Below are 19,859 nucleotides of genomic sequence, written 5' to 3' on the forward strand. Positions count from 1 at the left end.
GGTCTTGTACCGATGCGAGCAGTCGCAGGGTGCTCAGACCGGTCGCAGATGTGTGATGTCGCCCGCAGCGACCGCCACGGACTCTTCCCCGCCGTCGGGGCGGATCACGATCCGTCCCTGGTCGTCGACGTCGGTCGCGACGCCGTGCAGTTCGGTGTCGCCGGGCAGGATCGCACGGACGCGCTGCCCGACCGTGCCGCATCGTTCGCGGTAGGCCGCGGCGAGTTCGGTGGTGTCCCATCCCGCCCGGGCCCACGCCCGGATCCGCTCGCCGAAGCCGGCGAGCAGCGCCTGCGCGAGCGGCGTGCGATCGAGTTCGGTGGCGTCCTCGAGCAGCAGCGAGGTGGCGGTGGGGACGGGCAGTTCGTCGCGTCCGAGGGTGGCGTTGATGCCGATGCCAGCGACGACCGTGGGCACCGGCGAGGTGGCCGCGACCTCCACGAGGATCCCGGCGAGCTTGCGTCCGTCGACGAGGACGTCGTTGGGCCACTTCAGTTGTGCCGCAACGCCGGTCACGGATCGCACAGCGTCGACGGCGGCGATGCCGCACAACAGCGGGAGCCAACCGAGGTTCTGCAGCGGGCACTCGGGCAGCCGCAGCAGGACCGACACGATGACCTGCGCGCCGGGCACACCGTTCCAGGTGCGGGAGTGGCGACCGCGGCCGCCGTGCTGGAACTCGGCGAGCAGCACGCGACGGTCGTCGCCGGTCGCGGCGACGGCGAGCAGATCCGCGTTCGTCGAGGCCGTGTCGGCGACGACGTCGAGACGTGTGTAGAAACCTTCGCGCTCGACGCCGACGAGGGCATCGCGCAACGCCGCCTCGTCGAGCGGTGTGCGGAGGGCGAGGAGATCGGTCGTGGGCCGGTCGGATGCCATGTACACAGCCTAAAGTGGGCCTTCGCCACCTACCCGCCGGTAGGTCCGGAGCGGTGGTCCGGCCTTCGGGACCTCGATGCAGCGGCCTTGTATGACGATCGCTAAGCTGACTGGCCATGACCACTGTCCAGGAGCCGTCCGCGCCCGAGGCGGCGAGTACGCCCGATATCCACACCACCGCCGGCAAGCTGGCCGACCTGCGCAACCGTCAAGCACAGGCCAAGGTCCCGGTCGGTGAGGCCGCAGTCGAGAAGGTTCACGCCAAGGGCAAGCTGACCGCTCGCGAGCGCATCCAGGCGCTCCTCGACGAAGGATCGTTCGTCGAACTCGACGCCCTCGCTCGCCACCGCAGCACCAACTTCGGCCTGGCCGACAACCGTCCGCTCGGCGACGGCGTCGTCACCGGCTACGGCACGATCGACGGCCGCGACGTCTGCGTTTTCTCGCAGGACGCCACCGTCTTCGGCGGCAGCCTCGGCGAGGTCTACGGCGAGAAGATCGTCAAAGTCATGGACCTGGCCCTCAAGACCGGCCGTCCGCTGATCGGCATCAACGAAGGCGCCGGCGCGCGCATCCAGGAAGGTGTCGTCTCCCTCGGTCTCTACGGTGAGATCTTCCACCGCAACGTGCAGGCCTCCGGTGTCATCCCGCAGATCTCGCTGATCATGGGCCCCGCGGCCGGTGGTCACGTCTACTCCCCCGCACTCACCGACTTCGTCGTGATGGTCGACCAGACCAGCCAGATGTTCGTCACCGGCCCAGACGTCATCAAGACCGTCACCGGCGAGGACGTCACGATGGAGGACCTCGGCGGCGCCCACACCCACATGGTCAAGTCGGGTGTCGCGCACTACGTCGCCGACGGCGAGCAGGACGCCCTGGACTACGTCAAGGACCTGCTGTCCTACCTGCCGAGCAACAACCAGGCCGCTGCACCGCGCCTCGCGCCGAGCGACCCGATCGAGGGTGCGATCGAGGACTCCCTCACCGCCGAGGACATCGAGCTCGACACGCTCATCCCGGATTCACCGAACCAGCCGTACGACATGCACGAGGTCATTCGTCGCCTGCTCGACGACGACGAGTTCCTCGAGGTCCAGGCCGAGCGCGCGAAGAACATCATCGTCGGCTTCGGGCGCGTCGACGGCCGCAGCGTCGGCATCGTCGCCAACCAGCCCACGCAGTTCGCCGGCTGCCTCGACATCGACGCGTCCGAGAAGGCCGCGCGCTTCGTCCGCACCTGCGACGCGTTCAACGTGCCGATCATCACGCTCGTCGACGTTCCCGGCTTCCTGCCCGGCACCGAGCAGGAGTACAACGGCATCATCCGCCGCGGCGCCAAGCTGCTCTACGCCTACGGCGAGGCGACCGTCGGCAAGATCACGGTCATCACCCGCAAGGCCTACGGCGGCGCGTACGACGTCATGGGTTCCAAGCACATGGGTGCCGACGTCAACCTCGCATGGCCCACCGCGCAGATCGCCGTCATGGGTGCCTCCGGCGCCGTCGGCTTCGTCTACCGCAAGCGCCTGCTCGAGGCCGCCAAGAACGGTCAGGACGTCGACGCGCTGCGCCTCGAGCTGCAGAACGAGTACGAAGACACCCTGGTGAACCCGTACGTCGCCGCCGAGCGCGGTTACGTCGATGCGGTGATCCCGCCGTCGCACACGCGCGGACAGATCGTCTCCGCGCTGCGCCTGCTCGAGCGGAAGATGGTTTCGCTCCCGCCGAAGAAGCATGGAAACATTCCGCTGTGACGCTCGGCGGCAGGACCGGGCGCAGCTCGGTCCTGCCGCGACCGTACGGCGTAGCACGTCGCCGACGACGTGCGATGAACCCGAGAGAGGGATCGACATGACAGCGACCCGGTGGGCATCCGATGCCTGTGTGGACGCGTACCCGGGGGGTGCCCTGTGACAGCGACGGCAGAGGACAAGATCATCACCGAGTTCGAGGTCGAAGAGCAGCCGCCCGCGGTCGAGGCCACGGCCGCCGACGACGCGACCGAAGCCACCCAGGAGAGCACCGCGGTCGCCGAAACCGCGGCTGCCATCCGCATCGTCAAGGGCAACCCCGCCGACGAGGAGATCGCGGCTCTCGTCGCCGTGCTCGCCGCTGCCGCTGCGTCGGCGGGCGACGAGGTGGTCGACACCCGGCCGCCCGAGACCTGGGGCGATCCGACGCGGACGCACCGGCAGTGGGCGCCGTTCTCGCCGTATTCGTACCCGAACCGCGGCTGACATGCCCCGGCTCGTTCTGGCCTCGGCTTCACCCGCCCGCCTCGCGGTTCTCCACGCGGCGGGCGTGAAGCCGTTGGTGCAGGTGTCGGAGGTCGACGAGGACGCGCTCATCGCGTCCCTCGGCCCCGGCACGCCGCCGGCGCAGGTGGTCACCGAGCTTGCCCGCGCCAAGGCCACCGACATCCTGCCCGTCCTGCGCGAGCAGAAGCTGCGCGACGCCGTCGTCATCGGCTGCGACTCGATGCTGCTGATCGACGGCGCTCTGCAGGGCAAGCCCGGCACCGTCGAGGCGGCCCGCGAGCGCTGGCGGGCGATGGCCGGCCGCAGCGGCGAGCTGCTCACCGGTCATGCCGTGCTCCGTCTCCGCGACGACGAGGTCGTCGCGGAGGCCGCCGACCACAGCGGCACCGTGGTGCACTTCGGCATCCCCACGGACGAGGAACTCGAGGCCTATCTCGACAGCGGTGAGCCGCTCGAGGTGGCCGGGGCCTTCACGCTCGACGGTCACGGGGGCTGGTTCGTCGAGGGCATCGAAGGCGATCCGTCGTCGGTGATCGGCATCGGGCTCCCGCTGGTGCGGCGTCTCCTCGCCGAGGTCGGCATCTCCGTCGCCCGGTTGTGGGCCGAGAACGCCGCGATCCCCGTCGAGGCGCTCGAGAACTGAGCCGTACCCGGCACTATCGGGCCGTGCCGCCGTACAAGGTCTTCTGCAACGAGCCCACCATCGCCTCGGCCTTGGTCTTCGCACGTTCGGCATCCACGCCGTGGAACATCTCGTCCACGGTCCCGCACCACAACTGCAACCACCGCTCGAACCGGGCGGGGGTCAGTCCGTGGTGTCCGTGCAGCGCCCGGTGCACCGGCACGAACGCTCCGCGATAGCGGGTGGTGCGGAAGAGGATCTGCTCCCAGAAGTCGCCGACCACCACCAGATGGTCGTCGAGTCCGATCACGGCGAGGACGTCGAAGGCCGGCGCGAGCACGGGATCGTCGAGGGCCCGTTCGTAGAACCGCCGGACCAGCAGGTCGATGTGCTCCCGCGATGCGAGCTCGACCGGGGCCGGCCGGTCGCCGTGGGTGTCACTGCGGGTCACGTCCCGTCACGGTACCGCCTAGAATCGACGGCGCACCTGCCACCACAGCCTCAGGAGCCCATGTGCCCGTCGCACCCGATAGCAACCCTTCGTTCGCGGTATACGCCGATCCCAACCGTCTCGTGTCGACGGAGTGGTTGTCCGCTCATCTCGGTCATCCCGAAGTGAAGGTCGTAGAGTCCGACGAGGACGTCCTGCTCTACGACGTGGGGCACATCCCCGGTGCGGTGAAGATCGACTGGCATCTCGATCTCAACGACCCCGTCACCCGCGACTACATCGACGGCGAGCAGTTCGCCGCGCTCATGGATCGCAAGGGCATCCGCCGCACCGACACCGTGATCATCTACGGCGACAAGTCCAACTGGTGGGCCGCCTACGCACTGTGGGTCTTCACCCTCTTCGGCCACGAGGACGTCCGCCTGCTCGACGGTGGGCGCGACGCGTGGATCTCCGAGAACCGCGACACCACCCTCGACATCCCCGCCGCCACGACGAGCGGTTACCCGGTCGTCGAGCGCAACGACGCCCGGATCCGCGCATTCAAGGACGATGTCCTCGCGCACCTGGGCAAGGGCCCGCTGGTCGACGTGCGGTCGCCGCAGGAGTACACCGGCGAGCGCACCCACATGCCCGACTACCCGGAGGAAGGCGCCCTGCGCGGTGGCCACATCCCCACCGCGGTGTCGATCCCGTGGGCGAAGGCAGCGGCGCCCGACGGCCGGTTCCGTGCGCGGCCCGAACTCGAGGAGATCTACGGCGACATCGACCAGGACGCCGACGTGATCGCCTACTGCCGGATCGGCGAGCGCTCGAGCCACACCTGGTTCGTCCTCACCTACCTGCTCGGATACTCGAACGTGCGCAACTACGACGGTTCGTGGACCGAGTGGGGCAACGCCGTCCGCGTGCCCATCGCCAAGGGCGACGAGCCCGGAGAAGCGCCGGCCGCATGAGCATTCCCGCCCCCCTCGCCGAGATCGTCGACGACTTCGCTGCCGTCGAAGGTCAGGACAAGCTGCAGTTGCTTCTCGAATTCAGCCGCGAGCTCCCGCCGCTTCCCGCCGAACTCGAGGAAGCGGCGATGGAGCCGGTGCCCGAGTGCCAGTCGCCGCTGTTCCTGTCCGTCGACGCATCCGACCGGTCGCAGGTGAAGCTCCACTTCAGCGCACCCGCCGAAGCCCCGACCACCCGCGGATTCGCATCGATCCTGCAGCAGGGACTCGACGGTCTCAGCGCACAGGAGATCCTCGACGTGCCCGACGACTTCTATGCCTCGCTCGGTCTCGCCGAGGCGGTCAGCCCGCTGCGGCTGCGAGGGATGAGCGCGATGCTCACGCGCATCAAGCGGCATCTCCGAACCTGACGCGGTCATGGAGTTCACCGAGCTCGCCGACTACCGGATCCCCCCGGGCGTTCTCACCGAATGGCTGCCGTGTGCGGCTGAGGACGACTGGCGCGAGGACCCTCGTCCCGCCTCGTACATCCACGAGGCGCATCTCAGGCGCACCTCGGGGGTCCGGTACGGCGGGGGCCGCGACTCCTGGCTCGGCACGGCCTTCGAGGTCCCCGGGCCCCTCGACACCGAGCGGTTCCGGCGGGCCCTGCAGCGCTGGATCGATCGGCACGAACCGCTGCGCAGCCACGCGCACCTCGACGAGGAGCAGAGCGGCGGCGGTCTGGTGCGGCGCACCGCTCCCCCCGGCCGGGTGTCGGTGCGACCCATCCGGCACGATCCCGCCGATCCCGACACCATCCACGAGCACCTGCTCGGTCTGTTCGACGACTACACGACCCCGCACTTGTGGCCGTCCTACGTCTTCGCGACGCTCGAGCGGACACCGGACGGGGATCCCGACAGCGCAGAAAGCGCGAAGGACACCGACGAGCGGTTCACAGTCTTCTTCGGCGCCGACCACTCCATCATCGACGGGTACTCGGTGGTGCTCGTGGCGCACGAGATCTCGGCGCTCTACGAGGAGGAGCGCACCGGTCGCGCCGCCGACCTGTTCCCGGTGGGCAGCTACATCGACTTCGGCGCCGCCGAACGCGACGAGTCCGCGCATCTCGACGACGACGACGAGGCCGTGCAGATCTGGCGGCGGACCCTCACCGAATGCGGCGGCGAACCGCCCGCCTTCCCCCTCCCGATCGGGGCTCGACCCGCGCACGCCACACCCCAGCAACGACTGTCGGAACGCTGGTTCGACGACGACGAGGCGAGCGCCTTCTCCGCATGCTGCCGACGCGCCGGGACGGGATTCTTCGCCGGCGTGCTGGCGTGCTTCGGCCGGGCGACGGCCGAACTCACCGGTGCGGATCGGTTCCGGACCGTCGCGCCCGCGCACACCCGCGCCGGGCCGATCTGGGCGGGTTCGCTCGGATGGTTCGTCGGCCTGCGTCCGATCGATCTGAAACTCACGGACACAACGGATTTCGATACCCTGGCGATGCGGGCCGGCGACGAACTGCACCGCACCCGCGCGAGCGCACGAGTGCCGTTCGCGCGGGTGGGCGAACTCCTCGGCGTGCCCATCCGTCCACGTTTCGTCGTCTCGTACATGGACGTGCGGTTCGTACCGATGGCCGCCCAGTGGCCCGAATGGAACGCTCAGGCGCTGCGCAGCCGCAGCTTCACCCACGACGTCTACGTCTGGATCAACCGCACGCCCGAGGGTGTGAACATGTCGGCGCGATTTCCAGACAATACGGTCGCGGACAAGAACGTCCCGAGCCTTCTGACGCGCACCCGCGAACTGATGCACGAGGTCGCGGTGGGTGGACCGTGGATCGCACGGCCGGAAACGGCGGCAGTCCCACCTACCGGTGAGTAGCATTGTGCGCTCGAACGGCCGCCGTAATGTATACGGGCATCCGGTTACATCGTCGATCCGAATGGCGCTTAGACTGCCCGTCGACGGAAATAACCTAACGATCGATCAACAGGAGGCTCCGTGCCCAGTCATGCCAGCGCGCAGATCACGAAGGTGCTCGTCGCGAATCGCGGCGAAATCGCTGTGCGGGTCATCCGAGCCGCCAAGGACGCAGGCTACGGCAGTGTCGCCGTCTACGCCGAACCGGACGCAGACGCACAGTTCGTGAAGCTCGCCGACGAGGCGTTCGCACTGGGCGGCAACACCTCGGCGGAGTCCTACCTGGTGTTCGACAAGATCCTCGACGCCGCGGCCAAGTCCGGCGCCGACGCCATCCACCCCGGCTACGGCTTCCTCTCCGAGAACGCCGACTTCGCCCAGGCCGTGATCGACGCCGGCCTCATCTGGATCGGCCCCTCGCCGCAGTCCATCCGCGACCTCGGCGACAAGGTCACCGCCCGCCACATCGCCGAGCGCGCCAAGGCTCCGATGGCGGCCGGCACCAAGGACCCGGTCAAGAACGCCGACGAGGTCGTCGAGTTCGCGAAGAAGTACGGCGTGCCGGTCGCGATCAAAGCCGCCTTCGGCGGTGGTGGACGCGGCATGAAGGTCGCGCAGACCATCGAGGAGATCCCCGAACTGTTCGAGTCGGCCACCCGTGAGGCCGTCGCCGCCTTCGGTCGCGGCGAGTGCTTCGTCGAGCAGTACCTCGACAAGGCCCGCCACGTCGAGGCCCAGGTCATCGCCGACCAGCACGGCAACGTCATCGTCGCCGGCACTCGCGACTGCTCGCTGCAGCGCCGCTTCCAGAAGCTCGTCGAGGAGGCCCCCGCGCCGTTCCTGACCGACGAGCAGCGCAAGCGCATCCACGACTCCGCCAAGGCCATCTGCCGCGAGGCCGGTTACTACGGCGCCGGCACGGTCGAGTACCTCGTGCAGGGCGACACCGTTTCCTTCCTCGAGGTCAACACCCGCCTGCAGGTCGAGCACCCGGTCACCGAGGAGACCGCCGGCATCGACCTCGTGCGTCAGCAGTTCCGCATCGCCAACGGCGAGAAGCTCGAGCTCACCGAGGACCCGACCCCGCGCGGCCACTCCTTCGAGTTCCGCATCAACGGGGAGGACGCCGGTCGCGGCTTCCTCCCCGCTCCCGGCCCGATCACCGTCTACAAGGAGCCCACGGGCCCCGGCGTGCGTGTCGACTCGGGTGTCGTCGCCGGCGACGTCATCGGCGGCCAGTTCGACTCGATGCTCGCCAAGCTGATCGTCACCGGTGAGACCCGCGAGCAGGCGCTGCAGCGTGCTGCCCGCGCGCTGGCCGAGTTCGAGGTCGAGGGCCTGGCCACGGTCATCCCGTTCCACCGCCACATCGTCGAGAACCCGGCGTTCGTGGGCGACGGCGAGAAGTTCGACGTCTACACCAAGTGGATCGAGAACGAGTGGGACAACACCATCGAGCCGTACACCGGTGGTGCCCCGATCGAGGACGAGGACGAGGCCCTGCCGCGGCAGAACGTCGTCGTCGAGGTCGGCGGACGCCGCGTCGAGGTGTCGCTGCCCGGGCAGTTCTCGCTCGGCGGTAACGGCGGCGGCGCCGGCGTGATCCGCAAGAAGCCGAAGCCCCGCAAGCGCGGTGGCGGCGGCGCCGGCAAGGCGTCGGGCGACGCGGTGACCGCACCCATGCAGGGCACCGTCGTCAAGGTCGCGGTTGCCGAGGGCCAGGAGGTCGCCGAGGGCGAGCTCATCGCCGTGCTCGAGGCCATGAAGATGGAGAACCCGGTCAACGCCCACAAGGCGGGCGTCGTCACCGGCCTCGCGGTCGAGCCGGGTGCCGCGGTCACCCAGGGCACCGTGCTCACCGAGATCAAGTAGGACCCCGCCCGAGCAACGCTCGAGCAGTACGGCCGACGGTCCCCCGCATCGCTCACGATGCGGGGGACCTCGCCGTATCGGGCCCCCGTGACCGGCTCATGCGCGCGAAAAACCACTAGCCTGGAGTCATGGCCGACCGCCCCGACATCCGCATCGGCACCGCCGAGCGTGAAGAAGCCGTAGCGCTGCTCGGCGAGCACTTCGCCGCGGGCCGTCTCAGCCTGGCGGAATTCGACGAGCGGGTCGCACTCGCCACGCAGGCCACGGTGCGTGGCGACCTGATCCCCTTGTTCGCCGACCTGCCCTCGGCGCCGGCCGCGATGGCCACCACCGGGCCACGCGATCTGGCGGAACAGCTGCTCACGTTGGTTCCGTTCATCCTGGTCGCGCTGCTCGTGATCGTCGTCTTCCGGCACCCGATCGCGCTGCTCATCGCCTTCGGTGTGCTGTTCGTCGCGGGTCGCCGGGCCTACCGGCTCCTCGGCGAGGGCCGCGGGCCGTCCTGACCTCGCGGTACCCGGCCGCGTCCTTCTGCTGTTGCAGAGATCCTGTAGCGGATATCACAGCTCTTCGAGAGGTGCCCGTGGCTGTTGCCGGTCCGACGGCACAGGTTAGTGTGGCCGGCATGCCCGAACACCCCGACGTCCGGATCGGCAACGCAGAACGCAGTGAGGCTCTCGACCTGCTCGGCGAGCACTTCGCGCTCGGCCGGCTGACGCTGTCGGAGTTCGACGAACGCAGCGCGATGGCGTCGGCGGCCGGGACGCGCGGTGATCTCGACGTGCTGTTCACCGACCTGCCCGCCCACCTCACCGATAGCTCGGCCACGACCCGGGACGATCTTCCGGTGATCATCCCGAAGAGGGATCCCGAGCGGTGGCGCGAGGTCGTGATGGGCCTGACGCCGCTGGTCGCGCTCGTGCTGTTCTTCACCTTCGACACGTGGTTGTTCTTCCTGCTGATCCCCGCCGTGGGCATCGTCCTGTTCGCCGGTCGCGATCGGGACGGGCACAGCACCGACGACGCCGACACCCACCGTGGTGAGAAGAAGAACGCCTGAACCGTGCCGTCCACGCTCCTCCGGCACCGCGCTCTGCCCCTGATCCTCGCGGGCGTCGTCATCACCGCGATGCTGCTCTCTCCCGGCGGTACCGTGCCGAGCGGTCCTCCCCATGCCGACAAGGTCACGCACGCGTTGATGTTCGTGGCCCTCGCGCTGTGTTCCCGCTACGCACGGATCTCCCCCGTCGTCACCGTGGTGTGGCTGGGTCTCTACGGCGTGCTGACGGAGATCCTCCAGGCCACCGTCGCGGTCCGGCGCTCCGGGTCGTTCTGGGACTGGTGCGCCGACCTTGCCGGTGTCGCGATCGGTCTCGCCGTCGCGGCGGTCGTCGGCTCACGTTCTCGCACGCGGTCGAAACCGTAAGCATCAACCCGTGATTCGTCACAAACCCTGATGCTGGTAGCCTCCTCTGCGCCGACAGTCCGACGGGGGATCGGACAGGCTGTTCACGGGGGAACGAATGTCGCAGGAACAGGTCGCGGACGCACTACCGACGGTGCTCCCGCCGTATCTCTATCTACCGTGCGCGGACGCGGTCCCGGATCCGGCCGATGCCACCGTCGACTATCGGTATCTCAGCGACGGCCGCATCGCGCTGCTCGCCTACACGGCGCTCGACCGTCTCCACTCCTGTTGCGGCGCCGGGCAACCGTGGCTGGTGCTGCCCACGCACATGCTCCCGCGACTGCGGGAGGCACAGCCGTGGGATTCGCTGCTGCTCGACGTCCCGATACCCGAAGCGGAACGTCGGCACCCGGCCTCCGGAGACGCGAGATGAGCCTGTACGTCGATCCCGACGAACTCGATCGGGCCGCAGGCATCTACACGGGTGCGGCCACCGACACCGCGGATCTCGTCGACACCTGCCCCACGAGTGTGGACGCGGGTCTCGCGACCGGTCCGCTCACCGGCATGCTGGCGCAGATCGTCACCGACCTCGCCGGCATGGTCGAGGTGCTCGGCGGAACGGGTGGCCTGCTGACGACCACAGCGCAGACGTACCGGGAAGCCGACGACGAGGCCGCCGCCGCGCTCGTCCGGACCTGGTCGGAGTGACCGTGCCGATCGACACCTTCATCGCCGGCAACCCCACCGATATCCGACGGGTCGAGGACTGGATCCGCACGACGCTGGGCACCACGATCGGGAACGTCGCCGACGCCGCGGCCCGGGCGCGCCGCATCGCCGACGACGCTTGGGAGGGCGACGCTTCCGAGACCTATCTCGGCAGGTCGAGCGAGCACGTCCACGCCATCGACGATTTCCACGCGCGGACATCGAAGACCGCCGATGTCTTCGCGGGCCTGGCGGGCGAACTGTCGCGCGCCCTGTCCGACATGGCCGACATCCGCGCTCGTGCCTTGGCCGCGGGATTGCCGGTCGTATGCAACACGATCGGTAATCCTCCCCCGGGTGACGACGAAGCCGCTTTCCGGAGGACCTCGGCATATCAAGAAGCGAGTGACGCCGCCGAGGCGGTGCACGCTCGCTGGTCCGTCGCAGTCGCAACCGCCACGAACACCTGGACCGGACACCCGTGGTCCGCGTCCTTCCTCGTGAGCACCGCGCTCGACTACGTCGACAAGAACCTGCAAGGCAGGATCGCGGACCTCCTCACCATGCAGCAGCACCTCCAGACCGAGGCGATCCGTGAGATGGAGCGATTTCTCTCGCTTTCGCCGGACACACCCTACGACGAGTTACGACGTCTGTTCGGTTCTGCGCGGGAACCACTCGACGATCTGGTGGCGACCACCGGACGCCTCGACGACATGGCATCGATGTCCCGGACCGCCGGCCGGGCCGCGGGGACCATAGGTCTCGTCGCCGGTGTCGGGCTCGACTATTTCGCGGGTGGTGAGTCCCTCGAACAGGCCGTGGTATCCAACGGCCTCGGTCTCGGAGCATCGATAGCCGCCGGTTCCGCGGCAGGTGCGATGGTCGGGTCGATCGTTCCGGGCGCCGGCACGGCGTTCGGAGCGGTGGTCGGCGCAGCAGCAGGGACGGTCACCGGAATCTTCACCTCCGGCGCGGTCGACAATCTCTACGAGTCGAGCACGAAATCGATCGGTGGATCCTTCAGCGCTGGCCTGGCCGAAGTCGGAAGTGCTGCAAGCGCAACCAAAGAACTCGCCGGTGCCTCCATCGGAGGATTGGCCAGGCTGGGACGAGGAGCATTCGATGCCATCTTCTGACGACCACGGTCTCCGCACCTACGGCGACTCGCGTGCCCCTTTCGTCGTTCTCGGGACCGGAATCGTCGGTCTCGTCTTCCTGCTGCTCGTCCCGGCAGTGTTGATCGAGCAGGCAGCACAGGGGGCTCCCCTCGAACTGCCCAGGGGCTGGCCTGTGATCCTGGCGCTGAGCGCCACGATCCTCATGTATCCGGTGCTCGGCTTCCTCATGTACAGCCCTCGCACGAAGGCGGACCACATCACGGCGGACACCGGATCCACGGCACCGGCGCTGGTTCTGCGGCAGTCGTCCTGGGTGTTCCGGATCGCTTTCGTCCAGATCGGAGCGTTCACGCTCATGCTCCTCGGGCTCATCTGGCTGACGGGCGAGCCCGACGAACAGCGGCTGGACATCAACGTCGTCCTGGCCGTCCTCGCCTGCGCGTGGCAGGTCGGCTACTGCTTCCTCATCGTCCGACACAAACTACGCCCCGGTTACATCACACTCTCCGCCGAGGGAATCCGCTTCAGCGATCACGCCACGGACACCTGGATCCCCTGGGAGGCAACGGCGTCCGGAGTACTGGCCGATCCCCTCTATGTCGTCGTGCCGGCCCTACCGGCGCGTGGCGCCACCACGAGTTCGCGGGTTCCACTGCCGTGGCGGATCATCGACGACCGCAAGGACGGCGACCTACGTCCCTCATCCCGGCGCCGCCCCGGGCACACTGCCCGCATCGACCGGCGCCGGTTCGAGATCGCTCCCGAACTCCTCGACGCCGTGCTCGACCACTATCTCCGCGACCCCGACGCCCGTGCCGAACTCGCCGATCCCGACGCTGTCGCACGCCGAGTCGACGAGCTGCGCTCCTACGCACCCGGACCGCGGTGGCGACGCTACGGTCCGGTCCCCGTGCCGACCCTGAGCACGCCGGCGCCGAGGTGACGGTCAGGCGGTCACGTTCGAATCGACGAGCCGGATCCGCAGGGACTGCAGGGTGTCGTCGTCGAGACCGAGTCCGGCAGCGAAGTACTGCTCGATGGTTCCGTAGCGCGACAGCGCCTCCTCGATCGCCACCTCGAGGTACTCGCGACGCACACCGAGCAGGGGTGTGATCAGTTCCGGATCGCCGCCGAGCGATGCGAACCGGGCGAAGAAGTCGTCGAAATACGGGAGCAGTTCGTCGTTCGTGCGCAGGTAGTCGGCGAAGACGGCTTCCTGGTCGGCGCCGGCGAACAGGAGCAGCGAGGCCGCCGCCCAGCCGGTGCGGTCCTTGCCGGCACTGCAGTGCACGAGCCCTGGAACGTCTCCGTGGGCGACGGTGCTCGCCAGGGTCCGGTACGACGCCACGGCACTCGGCAACGTGACGAACTCGCGGTAGCTCTGCCGCAGGTACTCGACAGCACGACCGTCCCCGAGTGTCTGCGCCACCAGCTCCGGGTTGGATACGAGTTCCGGCAGCGCGGCCGCGATCGATCCGCTCTGCCGGTCGGCGAGGACGTCGAGCCCGAGGTGCCGGGCACCGTCGGGGACACGATCGGGACGGCGCTGCTGTTCCTCGAGCGTGCGCAGGTCGAAAACCGTCGCGATGCTCAGGGCCTCGAGGGTCTCGACGTCGGTGTCGGTCAGGCGGCTGAGGTCCGTGGAGCGGAAGACCACCCCGGTGCGGACCACGCCGCCGAACGAACTCCGGCAACCGCCGATGTCCCTCAGGTTGACCAGCGACGGAATCGCGAAGGATTCGCCGCCGGTTACGGTCTCGTCCAGTGCATCGGCCATATCCGACAAGCTACCGTCGTCCGGCCGCGAACAGGGGGACCCGCCCCGTCATTCGTACTGCGAGGTCACCCTGTCGAGTGCGGCGACGGTCTCGTCGAGCTCGTGGGTGGTGACGACGAGCGGTGGCCGGAAGCGGATGCCACGCGTGCCCGTCCCGATCACGAGGACGTGCTCGTCGCGGTACAGCCGTCTCAGCACCTCGTCGCGGATCTCCGGAGTCGGGAGATCGACCGCGCACATCAGTCCGCGTCCCCGCGGCTCGGTGACGACCGGTCGTCGCGCGGCGATCTGCTGCAACCCCGACAGCAGGTGCGCTCCGCTCAACCGGGCGCGGTCAATCAGCCGGTCGTGCTCGACGACCTCGAGGATGCGACGGGCCCGCACCATGTCGGTGAGATTGCCGCCCCACGTCGAGTTGATCCGCGAACTCACGGCGAACACGTTGTCGGGCACCTCGTCGATACGTTCGCCGGCCATGATCCCGCACACCTGAGTCTTCTTGCCGAAGGCGACGATGTCGGGGGTGACGCCGAGCTGCTGGTAGGCCCATGCGGTGCCGGTCGTGCCGGCGCCGGTCTGCACCTCGTCGAAGATCAGCAGGGCGTCGTTCTCCCGGCACAGCTGCGCGATCGCCCGGAAGAACTCGGGACGGAAGTGGTGGTCGCCGCCTTCCCCCTGGATCGGTTCGGCGATGAAGCATGCGATGTCGTGGGCGCGTTCGGCGAAGGCTCGTCGGGCCTGCTCGAGGGCCTTCTCCTCGGTCGCGGCGACATCACGGCCCTCGACAAGATAGGGCGCGTCGATCCGCGGCCAGTCGAACTTGGGGAACCGATCGGTCTTGACCGGATCGGTGTTGGTCAGCGACAGGGTGTACCCGGTGCGGCCGTGGAAGGCCCCGGTCAGGTGCAGCACCGAACCGCCCGGGTGGGCGGACAGACCGCGGGACTCGTTGAGGCGGCTCTTCCAGTCGAACGCCACCTTGAGCGCGTTCTCCACGGCGAGCCCGCCGCCGTCGACGAAGAACAGGTGCGGGAGCGCCGGGTCGCCGAGGACGCGCACGAAGGTCTCGACGAAGCGTGCCATGGGCACGGTGTAGATGTCGGAGTTGCTGGGCTTGTTCGCCGCGACGGCGCCGAGTTCGTGCGCTGCCTCCGGATCGGTCAGCGCGGGATGGTTCATCCCGAGCGTGGACGACGCGAAGAACCCGAACATGTCGAGATAGGTCGTTCCGTCCCGGGCGTCGACGAGGCGGACTCCGCGGGAGCGGTCGAGATCGAGGACGAGGTCGAAACCGTCGGCGAGCATGTGCCGGCCGAGGATGCTGTGTACCCGGTCGGGGGCGAGGTTCTCGGCACCGTCCGGGTTTCGGAATGCAGCGCTCATGACCCCACCGTACGCGAGACCCAACGGGACAAACCCGGTATCACAGCAACATTTACGGCGCAGAGGCCTATCGTTCGTAAAATGTTTGCAGAACGACGGTGCTGCGGGTGGCGACATCGGCGGTCGCCCGGATCTCCTGCAGCAACCGCTCGAGAGCGCGAGGAGACTCGACACGCACGAGGAGGATGTAGCTTTCGTCGCCTGCCACCGAATGACACGATTCGATCGCGGAGATGTGCCGGAGGCGGGCCGGCGCGTCGTCGGGTTGCGACGGATCGAGAGGGGTGATCGCCACGAACGCCGACAGCATCAGCCCGAGCGCTTCGGGATCGACGCGCGCACTGTATCCGCGGATCACGCTGCGCGCTTCGAGCCGGCGCACCCGCGACTGCACGGCCGAGACGGACAGCCCTGCCTTCTCGGCGAGCGCCGCGAGTGTCGCGCGACCGTCGGCGACCAGTTCGCGCAGCAACATCCGATCGATGTCGTCCAGCGACTCCTTCGACGAGTCGTTTCTCGAGGATTCGGGCACCAGCGCAGGGTATCCGAGCAGCAAAGGAGCTCACCGATGAATGCGACCACCGATCTCGCCGACCGCGCGGCGACCGCGCTGAGGCAGTGCGGCGCCGACGCCGTGCCCGACAGCGCCCTGCCCGCCGGCGTGACACTCGCGGTGACCAGCCCGATCGACGGCAGCGTGCTCGGGCACGTACCCGTCCACTCGGCCACCGAGGTCGATGCGACGATCACCGCGGCGGCACGGGCCTTCGAACAGTGGCGCGACGTCCCCGCTCCGGTGCGCGGCCGCGTGGTGCGACGGCTCGGGGAACTTCTCGTCGAACACAAGTCGCATCTCGCCGAACTCGTCACCCTCGAGGCCGGGAAGATCCCGTCGGAGGCCGCGGGCGAGGTGCAGGAGATGATCGACGTCTGCGAGTTCGCCGTCGGTCTGTCGCGGCAGCTCTACGGGCGGACGATGCCGTCCGAGCGCCCCGGGCACCGGCTCATGGAGATCTGGCATCCGCTCGGCGTGGTGGGCGTGATCTCCGCGTTCAACTTCCCCGTGGCCGTGTGGTCGTGGAACACCGCGATCGCGCTGGTGTGCGGCGATTCGGTGGTGTGGAAGCCGTCGGAGACCACCCCGCTCACCGCGCTCGCCTGCGACGCGCTGCTGCGCCGCGCCGCCGCCGACGTCGGCGCCCCCGGCGGTCTCCATCACCTGCTCCTCGGCGACCACAGGGTGGGTGAGGCGCTCGTCGACGATCCCCGTATCGCCCTGGTGAGTGCGACCGGCTCCACCCGGATGGGGCGGATCGTCGGGCCGCGGGTCGCGGCGAGGTTCGGTCGCTGCCTGCTCGAACTCGGCGGCAACAACGCGGCGATCGTCGCTCCGTCCGCCGATCAGGACCTCGCCGTCCGGGGCGTCGTGTTCGCCGCAGCCGGCACGGCGGGCCAGCGCTGCACCAGCCTGCGCCGGCTGATCGTGCACCGATCGATCGCCGACGAGTTCGTCGAGCGCATCGCGAAGGCGTACTCGCGTCTGCGGGTGGGGAATCCGCTGGACGAGGGTGTCCTCGTGGGTCCGCTCATCTCCGAACGGTCCTACGAGGCGATGACCGCGGCGCTCGACCGCGCGCAGACCGACGGGGGCACGCTCGTCGTCGGCGGCGAACGGGTGGAGGTCACCGGTGGTGGCGTGTACGTCTCCCCCGCACTGGTCCGGATGCCGGCGCAGACCGAGGTGGTGCGCGAGGAGACCTTCGCCCCGATCCTGTACGTCCTCGACTACGACGACCTCGACGAGGCGATCGCCTTGCACAACGGTGTACCACAGGGCCTGTCGTCGGCGATATTCACGCTCGACCAGCGCGAGGCCGAATTGTTCCTCGCCCGATCCGACTGCGGCATCGCGAATGTCAATATCGGCACCTCGGGGGCCGAGATCGGCGGCGCCTTCGGCGGGGAGAAGCACACCGGTGGCGGGCGCGAATCCGGATCGGATGCGTGGAAGGCATACATGCGGCGGGCGACGAACACCGTCAACTACTCGACGGAGCTGCCCCTCGCCCAGGGTGTCGAATTCGGCTGATCCCGAACTCGGGGGTCCGGGCGGCTGGCTAATGGTTGCGCAGTGCGTCGATCAGTTCGTCCTTCTTCATGTCGGAGTAACCGGTCATGCCCAGTTCCTTCGCACGCTTCTTCAGGTCGTCGACCGTCCAGTCGTCGTAGGAGCCGGACTTGCCACCCTTCTTCCCGACCTGCGACTTACCCTCGTTCGCAGCCGCGTTGGAGATCCGGGCCGCCTTCTCCTTGGAGGCACCGTCCTCGCGCAGGTCCTCGTACATCTTCTCGTTCTTGATCGACGGATTCGGCATCGTCTTCTCCTTTCCGTGTCCTGCGGAAGGGGTACCCGACGACACTTCACCCAATCAGAGGATCTGTGGCCTGTGACACATCCTGTGGTAGACCTGGGGCGTGTATCCAGGGAACCTGCTCGACGAACTCCGCGGGCAGCTGCCCGCCGGCGCACTGATCATCGATCCCGACATCCTCGCCGGCTACCGGCAGGACCGGGCGCAGGACCCGGACGCCGCGGTTCCCCTCGCGCTCGTACGGGCCACATCCACCGCGGACGTGCAGGCGACACTGCGGTGGGCGAACGCCCACCGGGTGCCGGTAGTGCCCCGCGGTGCCGGCACGAGTCTGTCCGGCGGGTCCGGCGGGCTCGCCGACGGGATCGTGCTCAGCACCGAGAAGATGCGGGCGATCACCGTCGACACCGCGACCCGCACCGCCGTCGTCCAGCCCGGTCTGCTCAACGTCGAGGTGAAGCAGGCCGCGGCCGAACACGGACTCTGGTATCCACCGGATCCGTCGTCGTTCGAGATCTGCACGATCGGCGGCAACGCGGCCACCAATGCCGGTGGGCTGTGCTGCGTGAAGTACGGGGTGACGACCGACTACGTGCTCGGACTCGAGGTGGTCCTCGCCGACGGTACCGCGGTGCGGCTCGGTGGTCCGCGGGTCAAGGACGTCGCGGGCCTGTCGCTGACGAAGCTGTTCGTCGGCAGCGAGGGCACTCTCGGGGTCATCACCGAGGTGACCTTGCGCCTCGTCCCACCGCCGCCACCGGCGTCCACGATGGTCGCGACCTTCGCCACCGTGCAGGCCGCCGCCGACGCGGTCGTCGCGATCACCGCGGTCCTGCGACCGGCGATGCTCGAATTCATGGACAGGGCGTCGATCGGGGCGGTGGAGGACATGCTGCGCATGGGACTCGACCGCACCGCCGAGGCCATGCTCATCGCACGCTCCGACGCACCCGGCAACGCGTCCGCGGAGGAGATCGAGATCATGGTGCGGGCCTGCCGCGAGGCCGGCGCCGACGACGTCTTCGCGACCGACGACCCCGAGGAGGGTGAGGCGTTCACCGTCGCCCGCCGCATGGCGATCCCGGCCGTCGAGCGCACCGGCAGCCTGTTGCTCGAGGACGTCGGGGTGCCGATCCCCGCACTGCCGGAACTGGTGAGCAGAATCGCCGATCTCGCAACCCGACACGACGTCACCGTCGCCGTGATCGCCCACGCCGGGGACGGCAACACCCACCCGCTGATCGTCTACGACCCCGCCGACGAGGACATGACGGCGCGGGCGCAGACGGTCTTCGGGAAGATCATGGATCTCGCGATCGAACTCGGCGGCACCATCACCGGTGAACACGGTGTCGGCCGGCTCAAGAAGGCCTGGCTACCCGATCAGGTGGGACCGGACGTGATGGCGTTGACCGAGCGGATCAAAGCCGCGCTCGACCCGAACGCGATCCTGAATCCCGGCGTGGTGATCTGATGACCCACACCACATCGGCTGCGGTCATAATCGTCGCGTGAACACCCGTGTGCCCCCGTCAACGACCGCCCTGCCGCTGCGCGAGACCAAGTACCGCGAGCTCGAACAGTATCCCGAGTTCGGCTCCGTCACGGCCTGGCTCCGCGACGTCGTGTCGTCGATCGTGCCCAACGCCCGCATGAGCGAATGCGAGTACTGGTCCGTCGTGTGTCTTCCCGCCGGCGAGCCGGACGACCCGCGGAAGCCGCTGGTGTCGGTGCACGCCGGCAACATGGCGGTCGCAGGGATGTTCCTCGACCTCTCCGACGGGCAGCGGAGCCTCGCCGGCTACGTCCGTGTGTCGGGGGCCGAGCTGGAGAAGGCGTCGGGTTCGACCCGCGAGCAGCTCGCGGCGGACTCCCCCGGCCTCTCCTTCATCGACGAGGGCTCCGTGGTGTCCGTGGTGTGGAGCGACGAACCCGCCGCGCGGGAGCAGTTCGAGGCGCTGCCGTGGCGGGCCCCGGCGCGGGCGCTCGTGACGGAACTGATGCGCGGCGGCCGCAACTCCTGGGCCGACGATCACTGCCGGCAGATCGCCCGGTTCGCGTACGACGACTGAGCGGGTTCACGTGCGGCGACTGAGTGGGTTCACGTGCGGCGACTGAGTGTGTCGGTC

At 68.7% G+C, this 19,859-nt stretch carries 23 protein-coding genes; 17 read left to right on the forward strand and 6 right to left on the reverse strand.

The annotated features are described in order from the left end of the window. Nucleotides 1-33: 33 nt before the first annotated feature. Nucleotides 34-879, reverse strand: a complete 846-nt coding sequence (locus KXC42_RS16500) for a biotin--[acetyl-CoA-carboxylase] ligase (protein WP_019288519.1) — start codon at nucleotides 877-879, stop codon at nucleotides 34-36. A 116-nt stretch (nucleotides 880-995) separates the two neighbouring features. Here KXC42_RS16500 and KXC42_RS16505 point away from each other — a divergent pair, with 116 nt between their 5' ends. The 3 genes from KXC42_RS16505 to KXC42_RS16515 all read left to right on the forward strand — a co-directional run bounded on the left by KXC42_RS16505 (nucleotide 996) and on the right by KXC42_RS16515 (nucleotide 3,783). After that, on the forward strand, nucleotides 996-2,636 hold the full coding sequence (locus KXC42_RS16505) for an acyl-CoA carboxylase subunit beta (protein WP_019288520.1): 1,641 nt from the start codon (nucleotides 996-998) through the stop codon (nucleotides 2,634-2,636). Between the two features lie 156 nt (nucleotides 2,637-2,792). Further along, nucleotides 2,793-3,119 (forward strand): acyl-CoA carboxylase subunit epsilon, encoded by a 327-nt coding sequence (locus KXC42_RS16510; protein ID WP_219129289.1) that lies wholly within the window; start codon nucleotides 2,793-2,795, stop codon nucleotides 3,117-3,119. A gap of 1 nt (nucleotide 3,120) precedes the next feature. Next, nucleotides 3,121-3,783, forward strand: coding sequence for a nucleoside triphosphate pyrophosphatase (locus tag KXC42_RS16515; protein ID WP_006550180.1), 663 nt, complete (start codon nucleotides 3,121-3,123; stop codon nucleotides 3,781-3,783). 13 nt (nucleotides 3,784-3,796) lie between these two features. Here KXC42_RS16515 and KXC42_RS16520 read toward each other — a convergent pair whose 3' ends face one another. Beyond that, the gene (locus KXC42_RS16520; protein WP_019288521.1) at nucleotides 3,797-4,213 is read right to left on the reverse strand and encodes a group III truncated hemoglobin; all 417 of its coding nucleotides are present in this window, start codon (nucleotides 4,211-4,213) and stop codon (nucleotides 3,797-3,799) included. A 62-nt stretch (nucleotides 4,214-4,275) separates the two neighbouring features. On the opposite strand from KXC42_RS16520, the gene KXC42_RS16525 reads away from it, so the two are divergent. The 11 genes from KXC42_RS16525 (at nucleotide 4,276) to KXC42_RS16575 (ending at nucleotide 13,141) form a co-directional block, all read left to right on the forward strand. Further along, nucleotides 4,276-5,169, forward strand: coding sequence for a sulfurtransferase (locus tag KXC42_RS16525; RefSeq protein ID WP_024101525.1), 894 nt, complete (start codon nucleotides 4,276-4,278; stop codon nucleotides 5,167-5,169). After that, the gene (locus tag KXC42_RS16530; RefSeq protein WP_006550177.1) at nucleotides 5,166-5,579 is read left to right on the forward strand and encodes a SufE family protein; all 414 of its coding nucleotides are present in this window, start codon (nucleotides 5,166-5,168) and stop codon (nucleotides 5,577-5,579) included. The genes KXC42_RS16525 and KXC42_RS16530 overlap by 4 nt, the downstream gene beginning before the upstream one ends. A gap of 7 nt (nucleotides 5,580-5,586) precedes the next feature. Then, nucleotides 5,587-7,047: a condensation domain-containing protein gene (locus KXC42_RS16535; protein ID WP_064853124.1), complete on the forward strand. Its 1,461-nt coding sequence runs from the start codon at nucleotides 5,587-5,589 to the stop codon at nucleotides 7,045-7,047. Between the two features lie 120 nt (nucleotides 7,048-7,167). Then, complete coding sequence (locus tag KXC42_RS16540) at nucleotides 7,168-8,958, forward strand: acetyl/propionyl/methylcrotonyl-CoA carboxylase subunit alpha (RefSeq protein WP_219129290.1); 1,791 nt, start codon at nucleotides 7,168-7,170, stop codon at nucleotides 8,956-8,958. Nucleotides 8,959-9,086: 128 nt separating this feature from the next. Beyond that, complete coding sequence (locus KXC42_RS16545) at nucleotides 9,087-9,464, forward strand: DUF1707 domain-containing protein (RefSeq protein ID WP_006550174.1); 378 nt, start codon at nucleotides 9,087-9,089, stop codon at nucleotides 9,462-9,464. Between the two features lie 119 nt (nucleotides 9,465-9,583). Continuing rightward, complete coding sequence (locus KXC42_RS16550) at nucleotides 9,584-10,018, forward strand: DUF1707 domain-containing protein (RefSeq protein WP_039584911.1); 435 nt, start codon at nucleotides 9,584-9,586, stop codon at nucleotides 10,016-10,018. Between the two features lie 3 nt (nucleotides 10,019-10,021). Continuing rightward, a complete protein-coding gene (locus KXC42_RS16555; protein ID WP_064853122.1) occupies nucleotides 10,022-10,384 on the forward strand; it encodes a VanZ family protein in 363 nt (120 codons plus the stop codon). A gap of 97 nt (nucleotides 10,385-10,481) precedes the next feature. Next, a complete protein-coding gene (locus tag KXC42_RS16560; protein ID WP_006550171.1) occupies nucleotides 10,482-10,799 on the forward strand; it encodes an SAV_915 family protein in 318 nt (105 codons plus the stop codon). Beyond that, nucleotides 10,796-11,077 carry a hypothetical protein gene (locus KXC42_RS16565; RefSeq protein ID WP_006550170.1) on the forward strand — a complete coding sequence of 94 codons (282 nt, stop codon included), beginning with the start codon at nucleotides 10,796-10,798 and terminating at the stop codon, nucleotides 11,075-11,077. Before KXC42_RS16560 ends, KXC42_RS16565 begins: the two co-directional genes overlap by 4 nt. Beyond that, on the forward strand, nucleotides 11,074-12,216 hold the full coding sequence (locus tag KXC42_RS16570; protein WP_006550169.1) for a hypothetical protein: 1,143 nt from the start codon (nucleotides 11,074-11,076) through the stop codon (nucleotides 12,214-12,216). The genes KXC42_RS16565 and KXC42_RS16570 overlap by 4 nt, the downstream gene beginning before the upstream one ends. Next, nucleotides 12,203-13,141: a hypothetical protein gene (locus KXC42_RS16575; RefSeq protein ID WP_006550167.1), complete on the forward strand. Its 939-nt coding sequence runs from the start codon at nucleotides 12,203-12,205 to the stop codon at nucleotides 13,139-13,141. The genes KXC42_RS16570 and KXC42_RS16575 overlap by 14 nt, the downstream gene beginning before the upstream one ends. Before the next feature lie 3 nt (nucleotides 13,142-13,144). On the opposite strand, the gene KXC42_RS16580 is transcribed toward KXC42_RS16575, so the two are convergent. The 3 genes from KXC42_RS16580 to KXC42_RS16590 all read right to left on the reverse strand — a co-directional run bounded on the left by KXC42_RS16580 (nucleotide 13,145) and on the right by KXC42_RS16590 (nucleotide 15,890). Further along, entirely contained in the window at nucleotides 13,145-13,975 is an 831-nt protein-coding gene (locus KXC42_RS16580) for a tyrosine-protein phosphatase (RefSeq protein WP_219129291.1), read from the reverse strand. Between the two features lie 48 nt (nucleotides 13,976-14,023). Next, nucleotides 14,024-15,358 carry an L-lysine 6-transaminase gene (gene lat / locus KXC42_RS16585; RefSeq protein WP_219129292.1) on the reverse strand — a complete coding sequence of 445 codons (1,335 nt, stop codon included), beginning with the start codon at nucleotides 15,356-15,358 and terminating at the stop codon, nucleotides 14,024-14,026. A 67-nt stretch (nucleotides 15,359-15,425) separates the two neighbouring features. Continuing rightward, complete coding sequence (locus tag KXC42_RS16590) at nucleotides 15,426-15,890, reverse strand: Lrp/AsnC family transcriptional regulator (protein ID WP_016934244.1); 465 nt, start codon at nucleotides 15,888-15,890, stop codon at nucleotides 15,426-15,428. A gap of 36 nt (nucleotides 15,891-15,926) precedes the next feature. Here KXC42_RS16590 and KXC42_RS16595 point away from each other — a divergent pair, with 36 nt between their 5' ends. Further along, nucleotides 15,927-17,447: an aldehyde dehydrogenase family protein gene (locus KXC42_RS16595; protein WP_219129293.1), complete on the forward strand. Its 1,521-nt coding sequence runs from the start codon at nucleotides 15,927-15,929 to the stop codon at nucleotides 17,445-17,447. Nucleotides 17,448-17,475: 28 nt separating this feature from the next. On the opposite strand, the gene KXC42_RS16600 is transcribed toward KXC42_RS16595, so the two are convergent. After that, nucleotides 17,476-17,733: a Rho termination factor N-terminal domain-containing protein gene (locus tag KXC42_RS16600; protein WP_006550162.1), complete on the reverse strand. Its 258-nt coding sequence runs from the start codon at nucleotides 17,731-17,733 to the stop codon at nucleotides 17,476-17,478. 100 nt (nucleotides 17,734-17,833) lie between these two features. On the opposite strand from KXC42_RS16600, the gene KXC42_RS16605 reads away from it, so the two are divergent. Together KXC42_RS16605 and KXC42_RS16610 are read left to right on the forward strand one after the other, a co-directional pair. Further along, nucleotides 17,834-19,204, forward strand: a complete 1,371-nt coding sequence (locus KXC42_RS16605) for an FAD-binding oxidoreductase (protein ID WP_219129294.1) — start codon at nucleotides 17,834-17,836, stop codon at nucleotides 19,202-19,204. Between the two features lie 37 nt (nucleotides 19,205-19,241). Continuing rightward, a complete protein-coding gene (locus tag KXC42_RS16610; protein WP_006550159.1) occupies nucleotides 19,242-19,802 on the forward strand; it encodes a hypothetical protein in 561 nt (186 codons plus the stop codon). Nucleotides 19,803-19,859 lie beyond the last annotated feature (57 nt).

The sequence above is a fragment of the Rhodococcus sp. LW-XY12 genome, from assembly GCF_019317345.1.
Lineage (GTDB): Bacteria > Actinomycetota > Actinomycetes > Mycobacteriales > Mycobacteriaceae > Rhodococcus > Rhodococcus pyridinivorans.